16 protein-coding genes are annotated in these 15,356 nt (G+C 36.2%); 13 read left to right on the top strand and 3 right to left on the bottom strand.

Features of this window, described 5'->3' with window-relative positions; all coding sequences use genetic code 11:
• Window positions 1–6: 6 nt before the first annotated feature.
• The gene (locus XJ32_RS11650; protein WP_155761421.1) at window positions 7–162 is read right to left on the bottom strand and encodes a hypothetical protein; all 156 of its coding nucleotides are present in this window, start codon (window positions 160–162) and stop codon (window positions 7–9) included.
• Between the two features lie 421 nt (window positions 163–583).
• On the opposite strand from XJ32_RS11650, the gene XJ32_RS01370 reads away from it, so the two are divergent.
• From XJ32_RS01370 to gdhA, 3 genes are all read left to right on the top strand, one after another.
• Entirely contained in the window at window positions 584–1,327 is a 744-nt protein-coding gene (locus tag XJ32_RS01370; RefSeq protein ID WP_077388107.1) for an outer membrane protein transport protein, read from the top strand.
• Window positions 1,269–1,778, top strand: coding sequence for a hypothetical protein (locus XJ32_RS01365; protein ID WP_254422411.1), 510 nt, complete (start codon window positions 1,269–1,271; stop codon window positions 1,776–1,778). The genes XJ32_RS01370 and XJ32_RS01365 overlap by 59 nt, the downstream gene beginning before the upstream one ends.
• A gap of 358 nt (window positions 1,779–2,136) precedes the next feature.
• Window positions 2,137–3,489, top strand: a complete 1,353-nt coding sequence (gene gdhA / locus XJ32_RS01360; protein WP_077388106.1) for an NADP-specific glutamate dehydrogenase — start codon at window positions 2,137–2,139, stop codon at window positions 3,487–3,489.
• 253 nt (window positions 3,490–3,742) lie between these two features.
• Here gdhA and mqnE read toward each other — a convergent pair whose 3' ends face one another.
• On the bottom strand, window positions 3,743–4,843 hold the full coding sequence (gene mqnE / locus XJ32_RS01355) for an aminofutalosine synthase MqnE (RefSeq protein WP_077388105.1): 1,101 nt from the start codon (window positions 4,841–4,843) through the stop codon (window positions 3,743–3,745).
• 165 nt (window positions 4,844–5,008) lie between these two features.
• On the opposite strand from mqnE, the gene XJ32_RS01350 reads away from it, so the two are divergent.
• From XJ32_RS01350 to XJ32_RS01325, 6 genes are all read left to right on the top strand, one after another.
• Entirely contained in the window at window positions 5,009–6,385 is a 1,377-nt protein-coding gene (locus XJ32_RS01350; RefSeq protein ID WP_077388104.1) for a potassium transporter TrkG, read from the top strand.
• A 40-nt stretch (window positions 6,386–6,425) separates the two neighbouring features.
• The gene (locus tag XJ32_RS01345) at window positions 6,426–7,076 is read left to right on the top strand and encodes a potassium channel family protein (RefSeq protein ID WP_004084985.1); all 651 of its coding nucleotides are present in this window, start codon (window positions 6,426–6,428) and stop codon (window positions 7,074–7,076) included.
• 146 nt (window positions 7,077–7,222) lie between these two features.
• The gene (locus XJ32_RS01340) at window positions 7,223–7,513 is read left to right on the top strand and encodes a DUF3240 family protein (RefSeq protein ID WP_020995636.1); all 291 of its coding nucleotides are present in this window, start codon (window positions 7,223–7,225) and stop codon (window positions 7,511–7,513) included.
• Window positions 7,514–7,695: 182 nt separating this feature from the next.
• Window positions 7,696–8,808 (top strand): GDP-mannose 4,6-dehydratase, encoded by a 1,113-nt coding sequence (gmd, locus tag XJ32_RS01335; RefSeq protein WP_077388103.1) that lies wholly within the window; start codon window positions 7,696–7,698, stop codon window positions 8,806–8,808.
• A gap of 28 nt (window positions 8,809–8,836) precedes the next feature.
• Window positions 8,837–9,919: a thiamine phosphate synthase gene (thiE, locus tag XJ32_RS01330; RefSeq protein ID WP_077388102.1), complete on the top strand. Its 1,083-nt coding sequence runs from the start codon at window positions 8,837–8,839 to the stop codon at window positions 9,917–9,919.
• A gap of 17 nt (window positions 9,920–9,936) precedes the next feature.
• Entirely contained in the window at window positions 9,937–11,193 is a 1,257-nt protein-coding gene (locus XJ32_RS01325) for a cytochrome-c peroxidase (protein ID WP_077388101.1), read from the top strand.
• Between the two features lie 183 nt (window positions 11,194–11,376).
• On the opposite strand, the gene XJ32_RS01320 is transcribed toward XJ32_RS01325, so the two are convergent.
• The gene (locus XJ32_RS01320) at window positions 11,377–11,937 is read right to left on the bottom strand and encodes a hypothetical protein (protein ID WP_077388100.1); all 561 of its coding nucleotides are present in this window, start codon (window positions 11,935–11,937) and stop codon (window positions 11,377–11,379) included.
• A gap of 92 nt (window positions 11,938–12,029) precedes the next feature.
• On the opposite strand from XJ32_RS01320, the gene XJ32_RS01315 reads away from it, so the two are divergent.
• From XJ32_RS01315 to lpxC, 4 genes are all read left to right on the top strand, one after another.
• Entirely contained in the window at window positions 12,030–12,314 is a 285-nt protein-coding gene (locus XJ32_RS01315) for a hypothetical protein (RefSeq protein WP_077388099.1), read from the top strand.
• 215 nt (window positions 12,315–12,529) lie between these two features.
• Complete coding sequence (gene fabD, locus XJ32_RS01310; RefSeq protein ID WP_077388098.1) at window positions 12,530–13,465, top strand: ACP S-malonyltransferase; 936 nt, start codon at window positions 12,530–12,532, stop codon at window positions 13,463–13,465.
• An 8-nt stretch (window positions 13,466–13,473) separates the two neighbouring features.
• A complete protein-coding gene (locus tag XJ32_RS01305) occupies window positions 13,474–14,283 on the top strand; it encodes a septum site-determining protein MinC (protein ID WP_254422410.1) in 810 nt (269 codons plus the stop codon).
• A gap of 10 nt (window positions 14,284–14,293) precedes the next feature.
• Window positions 14,294–15,193 (top strand): UDP-3-O-acyl-N-acetylglucosamine deacetylase, encoded by a 900-nt coding sequence (gene lpxC / locus XJ32_RS01300; RefSeq protein WP_077388096.1) that lies wholly within the window; start codon window positions 14,294–14,296, stop codon window positions 15,191–15,193.
• Window positions 15,194–15,356: the final 163 nt, after the last annotated feature.

The following is a 15,356-nucleotide window of genomic DNA, read 5'->3' as shown; positions in this document are numbered from 1 at the left end:
CATTTTTTAAATACTCTTTTTCATTTGTATTGCATGATTTTCCTTATTTTCCTCATGTTCTTGTTCCTTAGTAGCTGTGGGTTGTATAGTCGTAGTAGTTGCAATATCTTGCGTATTTTCATCGTTTTCCTTTGTGTTAGAATCTTGTGTTTGCTGTATCATCTATATTCTCATTTTTACCTTGCAGCAAAGGGATACATTAAACCTTCAATCTGCAAATCAATATGTAAAAGCTTTTTTCACATTGTGGAAAACTTGCAGCAAGCCTTTCTATCACACCTTTTTCAAGCTTGCATTATAAGCTAGGACAAGGGCATTTGGCGGGATAGAATCTAGCAGGGCCTTGATGAGATTAATTCTTGGGTCAATACCACTTTGTGCTAAAAAACTCCTTGTGTTCTAGCTTACCATATGCCTAAAATAATAAATTTATAAACTCCAAGTAAGCTAAGTGGAAAGAGACTTGAGGTATTAATATAGTTTGATTTCTAGGAAATATGCTTATTTTGACAGCAGTGCTTTACAAAAAGATGTTATAATTTCTGGTTCTTTTTAAGGAAAATATTAAAATTTGGAGGAATGTATGTTAAGACATAAAAGAGTAGTGGGCGTTATTTGTGGGTTGGCTTTGAGTATAGAATCTATGCAGGCTTCTGGCTTTCGTTTGACAGAGCAAAGCTTGAATGGCACGGCACTTAATTCAGCGTTTATCGCTGGGGCTTATGGAGCAGATTCTACCTACTATAATCCTGCAAATATGAGTTTAGGTAGGGATAGTGATAAGTGGGAGTTTGAGGCGAATGGGACGCTTATTTATATCCCTAGCTTTTCATTTGATACTGAAAATAGGGATATGGGGATAAATGTTGAAGCGTCTGGTCTCAGTGGTTTGGTAGCTAATGGGCATTTCTGTGAAAAAGACGGACATTCAAATAAGGTAAATAATAAAGCAGAACCCGGTGTGCCTTGCGGTGCTGCAAGGGTTGGTGGATATGCGACTACAACCTTGCAACCTGTGCCAAAATTCTTTTTAAAATCTCGTGCCTATGAGTTACCATTGGGCATGAAAACAAACTTTGGCTTTTCATTTACTACACCTTCTGGTCTTGCTATGCAGTGGGATGGTGTCGGTGGTGGATTCCTAAAAGATGTAAGTATTGCTATGATGGAGTTTAATCCTGTTGTATCTATAGCTTATGATAATATTTTTGCCTTTGGTGCTGGTGTAAGGGCGATTTATGCCTTCGGTGATTTTTCTAATACGCTTTTTGTGCCGAAAAGTATGGACAAAAGCAAGTGTATTTCAGCATTTTGGCGTTCTAAATGACAAACATTATACAGATACAAGACAGATTGCTAGTGGTCTTGTCATGCTATGCAAAACACAGAGAACACAAGCCATTATGCAAGAGTGGCTCAATGTCTTTTATCATCATTTTGAACTTGTTGATGATAGTCCAAGCCCTATACCCAATGATGAAAGCTTTATAGAAAATAGGCATGATCAAAGTATTTGGAGTATTCTCAATAAAAAACATAATATTGTAAATTTTGATGGTGTTGATTTTCCAGACAAATCCACAAATCCAGCACGACACCCCATAGTTGCAGCGCGAAACAAAATATTCTTTAATGATAGAATATTAATAAATTTACGCGGACAAAAAAGTGCAATCAAATCAATTATGCCCACACTTACTGCACTTGGCAAATTGCACCCATTCAGTGCTGCAAGAAAGGCAGCAAGAGCATTAAAAGATTTTCTCTCATCATTATAGGATTTGGTTGTATATTAAAGCCACCATAGTAGCCCTAAATCCCGCTAAATCCTATATGAAATTTTTGCTATCTTCTTACATGCTTTCTTATCTAAAGTTAATGCTAGAAGTTAATGTTTATAATATATCAGTATGAAACACAATAAAAACAAAATGTGAAAAATATTCACACCAAATAATTATTCTGCAATATTTCACAAACGACTATATATAGGCATTTTCATAACTTTGTAAAATAGATATTCCGTTAATTTATAAGAAAATTTATATTAAAGTTGTAATTTTAGTTTTTATTAAGTTCTAGCTAGTTATAATTAAAAGTGTTAAGCATATTTTATTAATAAATAAAGGAGATATTATGTCATACGCAAGTAATGTTCTCAACAAATTAAAAGAGCAATATCCTTCACAGACACTTTTTCATCAAGCTGTGGAGGAAGTTTTTGAGTCCCTTGAACCGGCACTTCAAAAGGATAAGAGATATGAATCTTATGCCATACTTGAGCGTCTTACGATTCCTGATAGAGAGATTCATTTTCGCGTAAGTTGGGTTGATGATAAGGGCAAGATTCAAACAAATCGTGCCTATCGCATTGAGTTTAACTCCGCTATTGGACCATACAAAGGTGGGTTAAGATTCCACCCAAGCGTGAATGATGGCGTGATTAAATTTTTGGGCTTTGAGCAGATTTTTAAAAACTCTCTTACAACACTTGCTATGGGCGGTGGTAAGGGCGGAAGCGACTTTGATCCAAAGGGTAAAAGCGAAGGTGAAATTATGCGGTTTTGTCAAAGCTTTATGAATGAGCTGTATCGCCATATCGGTGCGACTACCGATGTCCCAGCGGGTGATATTGGCGTAGGTGGGCGAGAGATAGGCTATCTCTTTGGGCAGTATAGAAAGCTTACAAACCGCTTTGATGGGGTGCTTACAGGTAAGGCTATCCCGTGGGGTGGAAGCCTTGTAAGGACAGAAGCCACAGGCTATGGTTGCGTGTATTTTGCTGAAGAAATGCTAAAAGCACGAGGCGAGAGCTTGGAGGGTAAAATTTGTAGCGTATCTGGTGCTGGAAATGTAGCCATTTACACGATTGAAAAGCTCTATCAGCTTGGGGCAAAGCCCGTAACGGCAAGCGATTCTCAAGGTATGATTTATGATAAAGATGGCATTGATTTGGCATTGCTAAAAGAGATTAAGGAAGTGAGAAGAGCGTCTCTAAGTGAATATGCCAAAGAGCGACCACAAGCGGTTTATACGCCAATTAGCGAGTATCCAAAAGATAGCAATCCGGTGTGGGCTGTGCCTTGCTTTGCGGCATTCCCAAGTGCGACACAAAATGAGCTTAATGGCAATGATGCTAAGATTCTCCTTGCTAATGGTTGCAAATGCGTGAGTGAAGGGGCAAATATGCCCTCAAACCTTGATGCAGCACATCAATTTATCAATGCTAAGATTTGCTATGGACCAGGCAAGGCTGCAAATGCTGGTGGCGTGGCAGTAAGCGGACTAGAAATGGCGCAAAATGCAAGTATGAATCCGTGGAGCTTTGAAGTGGTGGATAAGCGATTGCATAGCATTATGGAAAGTATTTTTGCTAATGCAAGTGAGACGGCAAAAGAGTTTGGCGATCCTACAAACCTTGTGCTTGGTGCAAATATCGCAGGATTTAGAAAGGTTGCTGGAGCGATGATTGACCAAGGTGTGATTTAACCCCTGCTTGTAGATTCTAATACCTACAACAAATTGTTATGTTGAGCGAAGCAAAATATCTAATCACATGGAATCTAAAAAATTTTTTGCCTACGGATCAAAATGACAGGGATATAGATTTTGTATTGTGAGAATCAAGCATTTTTCTCTTAAATATAGTAAAACCTCTTAAAATTATAAGAAAGCGCAAAATGGCTTTACTGCCACACAAGCACAACGCATAAACAAAGTTATAGAATCTAAAGCTATAGTGTTATGACACTTCCTTATGGCTTTGCAACTCATTATACAAACTATCACGCTCCACAGGTATAAAACCTGCATCTTTTATTTGATATATCATTTCTTCCTTACTCACACCATTGCGACTTTTCGCCCCAGCGGCTGATTGTATGCTCTCATACTCGATTGTCCCATCCATATCATCTGCACCAAATTCTTGAGATACAATAGCAAGGTTAAACGAGAGAGACGCCCAGTAAGCCTTTAAATGCGGGATATTTTGCAATAAGATTCTAGCAATCGCCATAGTTTTTAGAATCTCTTGTGCGCTTGGGGCTTCCTTTGCCTTTAAAAAGTTATTATCCCTTTGATAAAGCAGGGGGATAAAAGCATTAAAGCCGCCTTGTTTATTATTAGCTTGCTCTAATGAAGTCTGAATCTCTCTTAAACGAAGCATGTGATCAATTCTGTGATGTCTCTCTTCAATATGTCCAAAAAGCATAGTTGCATTACTCATTTTGCCAAGCTTATGCCATAGTTTATGTATCTCTAGCCATCTCTCTGCGTTTGCCTTACCATGACAAAGTGTCTTTCTCACCTTTTCATCAAAGATTTCCGCACCACCGCCGGGCAGGGAATCAACACCAGATTCTATTAAATCATTTATGACTTGCTCTAAAGGGAGATTAAACTTTCTTGTGAGATAGTCAATCTCTGCTGCACCCATAGCTTTTACATGAATGTGCGGGACAGAATCTTTTACCGCACGAAACATATCTAAATAATGCTGATATTCATGCGTTGGGTGATGGGCTGCTACGATATGCACCTCTTTTGCACCATTATTGTAAGCATTAACACAGAGATTTACCACTTCATCAATGCTCATGCTATATGGATTTGGATTTTTACGACTTGCTGAAAACGCACAAAATTTACATACATCAGCACAAATATTTGTAGGATTTATATGGCGATTGATATTGAAAAATACCTTTCTATCAAAATAAGATTCTCGTATTGAATATGCTGCATTCCCAAGCTCATAAATATCATAATCATAAAGTTTAGCAAGAGTTATTGAATCAAGGTCTGCTATATCACCACGCATTGCTTTATCAAGTAAATCCATAGTATTCCTTTTTATTTTGTAAAGCGTAATTATACGATAAAATCGCAAGGAAACATAAGTCATGCATGTATTTCTTTACATAAAAATGCTAATATGTGCGTTTTAGATTCTACAAACTAAAGATGATTACACATATTCACATAGCAAAGATGAAAAAGGAATAGAGTGCAGATTCAGAGTATCAAAGTTTTACTTGCAGGATATTTGGGTGTCATTTTGCTTGGGACATTAATCCTAAGTATGCCGCCTATGTACCATACGAATGTGAGCTTTTTAGAAGCCCTTTTCACGAGTGTTTCGGCGATGACTTGCACAGGACTTGCTATAAAGAATACAGGGCTTGACTTTACTACTTATGGACAGATTGTTATTTGCGTGTTAATCCAGCTTGGTGGCTTTGGACACATGAGTATGGCTGGAATCCTTTTCTTACTTATTGGCAAAAGGCTTAGTGCTGCTGAAAAAGATTTAATAAATGTCGTTGATAACCTTAATAATAACTCTGTGCAAGGCATTGATAAAGCGATTTTAAAAGCAATTGTGTTTGTATTAATCGTGGAGTTAATCGGGGCGTCCCTGCTTTGCCCTTATTTTGTATGGCAGCTTGGCGATCTTAAAGAGGGCATGTGGGTTGGAATCTTTCATGCTATTTCTGCGTTTAATAACTCTGGATTTACTATACTAAAAGATGGCTTATTGCCCTATCAAGCAGATATTGTCGTGAATCTTGTTATCCCTATGCTTATTATTATCGGTGGTTTTGGCTATCTTTCATCGCTGGAATTTTCACATTTTTGTTATGCAAAGGTGCGTTATAGTCGCTTATTTACACACAAAGCCCCCCGAATGCGATTAAGCCTTAATACGCGTATTGTGTTCGTTATGAGTGTGTTATTGCTTATTTGCGGTATGATTAATGTGCTTATTTTTGAGTGGTCAAATCCTAGAACACTAGAAAATGTGCCATTTTGGGATAAGATTATGAATGCTTTCTTCGTATCTACAAATTATAGGACTTCTGGTTTTAATATCTTTGATATTAGCGGTTTTGAAGAACGGACAATGTTTTTTTCTATCTTTTTTATGATGATAGGTGGTGGACCGGGGGGAACTGCTGCTGGGATTAAGGTTACAACCTTTGCGGTGCTTGTAGCCCTATCTATTGCTATTGTTAAGAATAGAAAAAATACTACGATTTTTGGACGCACAATACCGCAAGATATTGTGTCAAAGGCATTTTGTGTATTTATTATCGCCCTTGTTTATCTTTCAGTAGCAACCTTTTTTCTGGCTATATTTGAGCCAAACATTCCTTTTTTACCACTTTTATTTGAAGTGGTATCAGCATTTAGCACCGTTGGAATGTCAATGGGCGATGGAGACTCCCTTAGTCTTTGTGCGGATTTTAATACAATCGGGTTGCTTATCATTATGATTTTAATGATCTCTGGTAAAATCGGCATTTTAGCCTTTACGCTTATATTTATGGGTGGGGCAAGGACAAAGCATGTGCAGTATGTGCAAGAGAAGGTTTTGATTTAGGAAAAGTATTAATTTAGAATCTTTAATTTAAAGGATAAATATGGCAAAAAGTTATGCAGTGCTAGGGCTTGGTAAATTTGGCTATCATGTAGCTCTTGGACTTGTGGAAAATGGTGAAAATGTGATTTTATGTGATAATACAGAATCTAGCTTTGTTAATTTACGCGATAAAGCAGAACAGATTTATATTATCGATTGCACGGATAAAATCGCTTTAAAAGAGGCTGGAGTAAATGAACTTGATATTGTCATTGTAAGCATAGGCGAAAATATTGAGGCAAGCATACTCACTGTTATGGCATTAAAAGAGTTAAATAATAAAAAAATCATCGCAAAAGCTATATCAAGCACACATGGAGCAATCCTAGAAAAGCTTGGCGTAGATGAAGTGGTATATGCGGAAAGACAGGCGGCAAATCGATTGCTTAGTGAGATCACAGAATCTAATGTAGAAGAGATTGAGCTAAGTGCAAATATGCGTGCATGCAAGGCTATTGTAACAAGCTATTTTGTAAAGCGAAGTGTTGGCACAATACGAGAGGAAGATAATGTAAAAATCGTTGCTGTGCGTAGGGGCGAGACTTGGAATATTGATGTAGATTCTGATTTTATTTTACAAAGAGGCGATGTGGTACTTTTCTTAGGACTTACAGAACATATAGAAGCGATTATGCAAACTTTGGAGGAATAGCGTTGTGTAATTGATGATAGAAGGCTTTGTAAGGTTTTTATGATTTATACATTTCTATTTTTATATGAATATGTGAATATTTTAAGACATAATCTTAGAATCTGGGTTTTATGCAGCTTGTTTTAACACAATAAAAGGACAATAAAATGATAATGCTTGATGTTTATATGCGTTTTGAGATAAAGGATAATGTTATTGATTTGCTACTTGCAAATGGCTATGATGATTTCTTTTTCATTGAGGCAAAGAAGTATGCAGCAAAAAATATGCTTTTAAGCGATGAAGAGCAAGTAAGTGGGCGGCAAAACTATGCTATTATTAAACTTTACTTAAACGACACTGCTGCGGGTATGCTTGCAAGTCTTATTAAAGAAGAGTTTAAAGATGTGCGTGTATTCGCAGTAGAGTGTCAGCCTCTTGCATTTTTTGGCATGTAGTTTTAAAGGTATGATATTGCGTATTTTAAAAGCATGAGTTTATACGCAAATGAAACATAATAAAAACTTATACAAAGCCTTGATAAAACCGTTTGCAAGAGTGATTAAAATTATATTCTACAATTTAAACACAACATTTTTACGATATAATCAAGGCTTTATTCAAAGTTAAAGGAATCTATATGGCAAAAGTCGCATTAATCACAGGGATAACGGGGCAAGATGGGGCATATTTAGCAGAGTTTTTACTCAATAAAGGCTATGAAGTGCATGGCATAAAGCGTAGAAGTTCGCTTTTTAACACCGATAGAATCGATCATATATACCAAGATATTCACGCAGACAATGTGAGATTTCACCTGCATTATGGGGATTTGACAGATTCTACAAATCTTATACGCATTATGCAGCTTGTAAAGCCAGATGAGGTGTATAATCTTGCCGCAATGAGTCATGTAGCTGTTAGCTTTGAGACACCAGAATATACCGCAAATGCCGATGGTATAGGTACGCTTAGACTTTTAGAGGCGATTAGAATCTTAGGCATGGAAAATAAAACAAAGATTTATCAAGCCTCTACAAGTGAGCTGTATGGCTTAGTCCAAGCAGTCCCACAAAATGAAAATACGCCATTTTATCCACGCTCACCTTATGCCTGTGCGAAACTCTATGCTTATTGGATTACGATCAATTATAGGGAGGCATATAATATTTTTGCTAGTAATGGGATCTTATTTAATCATGAAAGTCCTATTCGCGGTGAGACATTTGTAACGCGTAAAATCACACGCGGTGTGAGTAAAATCGCACTTGGACTGCAAGATAAACTCTATTTAGGGAATCTTTCTGCAAAAAGAGATTGGGGACATGCAAAGGATTATGTAGAGGCGATGTATCTTATCTTGCAACAAGACAAGGCACAAGATTTTGTCATCGCAACAGGTGTTACCACAGAAGTAAGAGATTTTGTGAGATTAAGCTTTAAAGAACTTGGCATAGATATTGAGTTTAAGGGTAGTGGTGTAGATGAAGTGGGCATTGTAGCAAAATGTAGTGGTGATTATAAGCTGCCTATTGGTAAGGAAGTCGTAGCGGTTGATTCTCGCTATTTTAGACCTACTGAAGTAGATTTATTATTAGGTGATCCAAGCAAGGCACAAAAGATTCTGGGTTGGAGTCCAAAATATGATTTATCAATGCTTGTTGCTGATATGATGCAAAGCGATTTAAAGCTTATGCAAAAGGATAAATATTTAAAAGATGGTGGCTATACGATTATGCGATATTTTGAGTAGAGGTTTTAGATTCTAAAGAGAATGCAATATGAAATATACAAGACTACAGGGGCTTTATGGTATCAGTGATACAAAGCTAACGCCTACAAAGACTTTAATAGCACAATTGCAAAAAGCAATACAAGGTGGTTTAAAGATATTTCAATATAGAGATAAAGATTCTAAAGATAGTGAGATTATAGGACTTGTGGGGGAATTACAAGCCTTATGTAATGAAAATAATGTGCTTTTTGTGTTAAATGATAGATATGAGCTTGCTATAAAGCTTGGGGTAAGTGGGCTGCATTTAGGCAAAGATGAAGTATCACAGCTTTTGGATATTAGAGAATCTTTTAAGGGTATTATAGGGGTGAGTTGCTATGATAGCATAGAGTTAGCACAACGCTATGAGAGTGCTAAAGTCGATTATGTAGCTTTTGGGTCTCTCTTTCCCTCACCTACAAAAAGGGACGCTAAGCCTTGTCCTTTAAGCGTTATAGTAGAAGCTAAACATAAACTAAAGATTCCAATATGTGGCATAGGTGGCATTTGTGTAGATAATGTATCTTTACTAAAAGAATGTGATATGATTGCTGTGATTTCTAGTTTGTGGAATATAGATTCTAAAAATTACGCCCCAAACCCCGCAGCCTACCCAAATTTGGCGGATAAAGCGGATAAACTAGATACTAAAACAACCGCTTGTCATACTGAGCCTTTAGGCGAAGTATCTAGCATGGAATCTAAAAAAGATTTTTCGCCTATGACTCAAAATGACAATAAACAGATTCTAGATTCTAAATCAACAAACCACGCAAACAAAACCACAAATTCTAGCAGTTGCTCTATGGCTTTAGAGGCTTTAAGCGAATTAGAAGATATGAGTTATTTAAGTGATATGACTATCCATCACAATTCGCTTAATCGTTCAAATTGTATAGACAAGGGCGCAAATTTAGAGAATCAAGATTCTAGTCAAAATGCACCCCTAAACCCTGCACCCACCCAAGCGGTTAAAAATCAAGATTCTAAAAATCTTGCACCATTTAAGGCAGAAGATCTAAAAAATAGCGATTATAATTACATAACTGCTAATGCAAAGAATCTTATAGCCACATGGCAGACTAAATAATCTAAAAGGAATGAAAATTGAAAAAAGTTACATATATTATTACAGGCTTTTTGTGTGCGTATATGCTCGTTAGCATTACTTCATTACAGGGCGTTGTATATGCACATACAAAAGAGGGCGATCAATATAATGAATATAGGGCAAAATATAGCAAACCAGTAAGTGAATGGGAAAAACCACATATTGATGATGGAATCTCTTATAAAGAAATGCAAGCCCTGCCAAAAATAGCAAAAGATACAAAAGAAAATCCCTACACAGAAGCAAAAATGCTACTTGGTAAAAAACTCTTTTTTGAGCCAAAACTCTCAAAATCAGGACAGATAGCTTGTGCGAGTTGCCATAATCCAGAGTTAGCCTTTGGAGATTCTATAAAAACTAGCTTTGGACATGATAGACAAAGGGGAAAACGCAATGCACCAAATATTATGATGAGTGGCTTTTTTGATGAGTTATTTTGGGACGGAAGGGCTAAAGGTTTAGAATCGCAAGCCCTTATGCCGATTACAAATCCTATTGAAATGGCACATGAGCTTAATGCTATGCAAGATTCTATTGCCAGATTAAGAGAGTATTACCCCTTATTTATCCTTGCCTTTGGAGAGACACAAAAACAATATGAAGTTTTAGGGATAGTATCTAAAGAAGAGTTTAAAAAAGTCTTATTAGATTTATTAAGCCTAGATTTACAAAATAAAGATTTAGATTCTCTTCTTCAAAGCAAAACTCTATCAAAAGAGCAAATCACATTAGCCAAAAAACTTATCACAAAAGAGAATATAGCAAAAGCCATTGCGACTTATGAAAGAAGTCTTGTGCCTAAAAATACGCGTTTTAATCGCTTTTTAAATGGCGATTATAAAGCCTTGAGTGATAAAGAGATTTATGGACTACATATTTTTCGCACAAAAGGGCGGTGTATGAATTGCCATTATGGAGTGGCATTAAGCGATGGAGAATTTCATAATATTGGCTTAAGCTTTTATGGTAGAAAGCTAGAGGATTTAGGACGATATGAGATAAGCAAAGATGAAAAAGATTTAGGTGCGTTTAAAACGCCCTCACTCATAGCAGTATCAAAAAGTGCGCCCTATATGCACAATGGCATATTTCCTACATTAAAAGGTGTCATCAATATGTATAATGCAGGATTCCCCACACATACAAAAACACAACATGCTATATTAACCCCAAAGACTTCAAAGCTTATACAACCATTAAATCTTAATAAAGAAGAGCTAGAAGCCCTAGAAGCATTTTTACTCACATTATAGAATCTAGTAGAAATAGGGTAGGGCAGGGCGATATTGCGTAATGTCTATAAAAATAGAGTTAGTATAAATAGAAGTTAAATGGATATGAAATAGGGGTTGTCATAGAGAGAGTAAAACATAGCTTTATTATGTAACTTTGCAAAATCACTCCTTGCCACAACGCATACAAGCTAGATTCTATATCTACGCAAAAAAGGTGGCTATAAAGCACACAGGCGGTAAGCTTAAACTAAAACACACAAAAAGCAGGGGTAAAATCTTTTGTGTAAAGCGTAAAAGTGTAAGCATAAGTCCAAGGGCAGAGTAGATTAGCCCACCGATATGAGCAGATAAAAAGACATTGTGTATGTAAGGCTGAAGCGAAGTAAGCCCTAGCTCATTCATATCTTCTAGCGTGATGAAGCCTTGCGTATAGAGAAAAATTTCTATCTCTGCAAGGAAAGATGTAATCTCTATGTCTTTTACTTCAATAAGTGAGCTAAAAAAGAGTAAAGAGTAGATAAAACACGCCATAAGCCACGCATAGCTCATAAGTATTCCTACTTTAGCAAATCGCCCTTTTTGTGAAAGAAGCATAACTCCTCCTGCAATTCCAAAAGGTGCAAGCCAAGTAGGGATATTTGGGATATTATAAACTCTCCAAAAAAAAGAAAAAAGTATAATAAGCCCAACACCCACAAATAAGCAAAATCGCTGGAAACCAAAAAATTGCTGTTCTTTATAATCTAGCGTGAAGTCAAACATAATGCCCCTTTTGTAAAAATTCTTATAAGACTAAGAATCTCATTAGATTCTTGTAAAAGTGGTATTTTAACAAAAAAAAACAACAACAATATATGCTGCTTACAAATCCTATTGAAACAGCACATGAGCTTAATACCATACAAGATTCTATTGCTAGATTAAGAGAGTATTATTCATTATTTATACTTGCCTTTGGAGAGACACAAAAACAATATGAAGTCTTAGGGATAGAATCTAACGATGAGTTTAAAAGAATCTTATTGGATTTATTAGGCTTAAATTTGCAAAATAAAGATTTAGATTCCATTTTGCAAAGTAAAACTTTATCAAAAGACCAAAATAAAGAAAAGCTAGAAGCATTTTTACTCACATTATAGAATCTAGTAGAAATAGGGCAGGGCGATATTATGCAATATCTATAAAAATAGAGTTAGCACATATAAAAGTTAAATAGATATGAAATAGGGGTTGTCATAGAGATAATAAAACATAGCTTTATTATGTAACTTTGCAAAATAATGTTATACTTAATGTTTTGGATTTTTCGCTATTAAGCATGTAGATTTTAAGTTAAATAATGAAAGGAAAGAGAATGAAATACGCCTTTATTTATCCCGGGCAAGGCTCACAAACTAAGGGCATGGGTAGAGACTTTGTTGAAAATTTTTCTATTGCAAAGATGCTTTTAGAAGAGGCAAGTGATAGTTTAAAGCAAGACATGGCAAAGATACTTTATGAAGATGAAGAAAAGCTAAATGAGACACAATACACACAACCAGCCATCTTTCTAGTCAGTGCTATGGCTCATAAAATTGTAGAAAAAGAGTATGGCATAAAAGCAGAGATTGCTTTTGGGCATTCATTAGGCGAAGTAAGTGCGTATTGTCTCAATGGTGGGGCAGGCTTTGGAGATTCTATATATTTGACACATAAAAGAGGGCAGTTTATGGCAGAATCTTGCAAGGGTAAAGCGGTGGGTATGCAATCTGTGGGTATGATGGTATGCTTGGGACTTGCTACAAATGTATTAGAAGAAATTTGTATAAAAGCACAAAAAGAAGGCAAACAAGTCTGGGCAGCAAACTACAATATGGAGGGGCAAATCGTATTAGCAGGGATTAAAGAGGACTTAGAATCTGTAAGCGACACTTTGAAAGAGGCAGGGGCGAAACGCACATTATTATTAAAAATGAGTGTAGCAAGTCATTGTCCTTTATTACAAGATTCTATACCGCCTTTTAAGGCACTTTTAGAAACAAGCATTAATGATAGCATTATAGAGATTATCTCAAATGCAAATCTCTCTTTATACAAAACAAAAGAAGAAGCCTTGCAAAATCTCACACAGCAGCTTATAAAACCTGTGCTATATCATCAATGTGTAAGCAAGGCAAAAGAGCTTGGTGTTACACAATTTATAGAGTTTGGCAATGGAAGCGTATTAGCGGGATTAAATAATAAAATCAGCGATATACCTACAATCAGTATAAATTCAGTGCAGTCAATACAAGGGCTTGGGTCATTATAATGGTAAAAATGCGACAGAGACATCTTTGTGTGTTTGAGTTTGAGAAAGGCTCATTTGATGAGATTCTTGCCTATATTCAGTATAATGCGGATTTCATGCGAGATAGATTGCTTGCATTTCATGATGATATTACGCCAGAAATACGCGATTTTCTATGTGATTTAGGGGCTATGCCCTTTAAGGTTGAGAATAAAAAGATACTGCAATCAGGCAAAGTAAAACAGCTTATCACAGAAGCCCCTATACAAGACCAAAGCACTACTTCACATGATGACAAGCAAAATACTGCGGTAAAAAAGATTAAGATTACTTTAGATTCTAATGATTCAGCACATGTTGTTATGGATAGTAATGATGAGAATCTTAATCAAAAAAGTATAGAGTCTGTTTCCATTAGTAACACTCTAAAAGATAGCGATTCTAAAGATTCTAGACTAGATTCTACACCTATAAAAGATTCTATAAAACAAGCACGAAATGGCTTGATAAGTGATATAGAATCCATGCCTATGGTAACCTTTAAACGCACTATCCGCAGTGGCGAAGAGATTATTTTAGAATCTCATGCTGCTTTTATTAAGGATATACATGAGGGTGCTTTGATAAAAAGCAGTGGAAATTTACATATTTATGGTAAATGTCATGGAATATTAGAGTGTTTTGGCGATTATATTATCATTGGAGAGTTTGATATGGGTAGAATCTCTTTGCAAAATGTCATTGTGGAAGGGAAAATGCTTGAGCGGCTAAAAAGTAGCAAAAAGCTAAAAATGCTTACCATAGAAAATGGCGAAATCTCTCTATGTGAGCTTCTATAAAAGGATAAATATGAAACAAAGAACGATAGCAAAAAAAGTGGAGCTTGTAGGCATTGGACTGCATAAAGGTGTGCCGGTGAAAATGATATTAGAGCCATTGCCAAGTGATAGTGGCATTGTCTTTTATCGTAGTGATATGGGGGTTAGCATACCGCTTAAGATAGAAAATGTGATTGATACGACTATGGCAACAGTTATTGGTAAAAATGGGGCAAAAGTCTCTACAATCGAGCATTTACTCTCTAGCATACATGCCTATGGTATCGACAATATACGCATTATCCTTGATAATGAGGAAGTGCCTATTATGGACGGATCAAGCATAGGATTCTGCATGTTATTAGAAGAGGCTGGGATACAAGAGCTAGATAAACCAAAAAAGGCTATTGAGATTAAAGAAGTCGTTGAGGTAGAAGAGGGTGGTAAATTTGTGCGACTTGAGCCAAGTGATGCTATAACCTTTGATTTTACGATTAAATTCCCACATCAAGCTATAAGGGAGCAAAGCTATAAGTTTGAGTTTAGCACACAAAAATATAAAGAAGAGATAGCAAGGGCTAGGACTTTTGGTTTTTTACAGGAAGTCAATCAGCTTAGAGCTATGGGCTTAGGGCTTGGCGGTAGCTTTGATAATTGCATTGTGCTTGATGAAAAGGGCATTATGAATGCTGAAGGACTGCGATATAAAGATGAGTTTGTAAGGCATAAGATTCTTGATGCAATCGGTGATATGTCCCTGCTTGGTATGCCAGTCATTGGTGGATATATCTCTTTTGCAGGTAGCCATAAGCTCAATCACTTTTTAACAAAAAAGCTTTTAAGCGCAGCCCATGCGTATAGCATTGTAGATTTACAAGACAAGGTAAAAGACACACAAAAAGCCTATGTCCCCGCAAAAGTAAAGGCTTAGATTCTAGTAAAATATAGAATCTCATTTTACAAATATGCCTCGTTTATTTAGCATTTTTAAGGGCTATACTTTTTTGTTTTTTTCGTATAGTTTTGTTGAAAATAAAGCTTTGTTGTTTTAAGTGTATATTCTAGTGTTTTTTATTGTTGTCATGGTTGTATTA

This window comes from Helicobacter bilis (genome assembly GCF_001999985.1).
Classification (GTDB): Bacteria; Campylobacterota; Campylobacteria; order Campylobacterales; family Helicobacteraceae; genus Helicobacter_A; species Helicobacter_A rappini.
The sequence above is the reverse complement of the archived record's forward strand: the minus strand, read 5'-3'. Positions and strand labels throughout refer to the sequence as shown.

What these genes read in the sequence shown, in the direction of transcription:
- mqnE (WP_077388105.1), bottom strand. Translation starts at nt 4,843, where the DNA reads ATGGATTTACTTGATAAAGCAATGCGTGGTGATATAGCAGACCTTGAT.
- fabD (WP_077388098.1), top strand. Translation starts at nt 12,530, where the DNA reads ATGAAATACGCCTTTATTTATCCCGGGCAAGGCTCACAAACTAAGGGC.
- lpxC (WP_077388096.1), top strand. Translation starts at nt 14,294, where the DNA reads ATGAAACAAAGAACGATAGCAAAAAAAGTGGAGCTTGTAGGCATTGGA.
- XJ32_RS01320 (WP_077388100.1), bottom strand. Translation starts at nt 11,937, where the DNA reads ATGTTTGACTTCACGCTAGATTATAAAGAACAGCAATTTTTTGGTTTC.
- XJ32_RS01370 (WP_077388107.1), top strand. Translation starts at nt 584, where the DNA reads ATGTTAAGACATAAAAGAGTAGTGGGCGTTATTTGTGGGTTGGCTTTG.
- gdhA (WP_077388106.1), top strand. Translation starts at nt 2,137, where the DNA reads ATGTCATACGCAAGTAATGTTCTCAACAAATTAAAAGAGCAATATCCT.
- XJ32_RS01305 (WP_254422410.1), top strand. Translation starts at nt 13,474, where the DNA reads ATGCGACAGAGACATCTTTGTGTGTTTGAGTTTGAGAAAGGCTCATTT.
- XJ32_RS01315 (WP_077388099.1), top strand. Translation starts at nt 12,030, where the DNA reads ATGCTGCTTACAAATCCTATTGAAACAGCACATGAGCTTAATACCATA.
- XJ32_RS11650 (WP_155761421.1), bottom strand. Translation starts at nt 162, where the DNA reads ATGATACAGCAAACACAAGATTCTAACACAAAGGAAAACGATGAAAAT.
- gmd (WP_077388103.1), top strand. Translation starts at nt 7,696, where the DNA reads ATGGCAAAAGTCGCATTAATCACAGGGATAACGGGGCAAGATGGGGCA.
- XJ32_RS01345 (WP_004084985.1), top strand. Translation starts at nt 6,426, where the DNA reads ATGGCAAAAAGTTATGCAGTGCTAGGGCTTGGTAAATTTGGCTATCAT.
- thiE (WP_077388102.1), top strand. Translation starts at nt 8,837, where the DNA reads ATGAAATATACAAGACTACAGGGGCTTTATGGTATCAGTGATACAAAG.
- XJ32_RS01340 (WP_020995636.1), top strand. Translation starts at nt 7,223, where the DNA reads ATGATAATGCTTGATGTTTATATGCGTTTTGAGATAAAGGATAATGTT.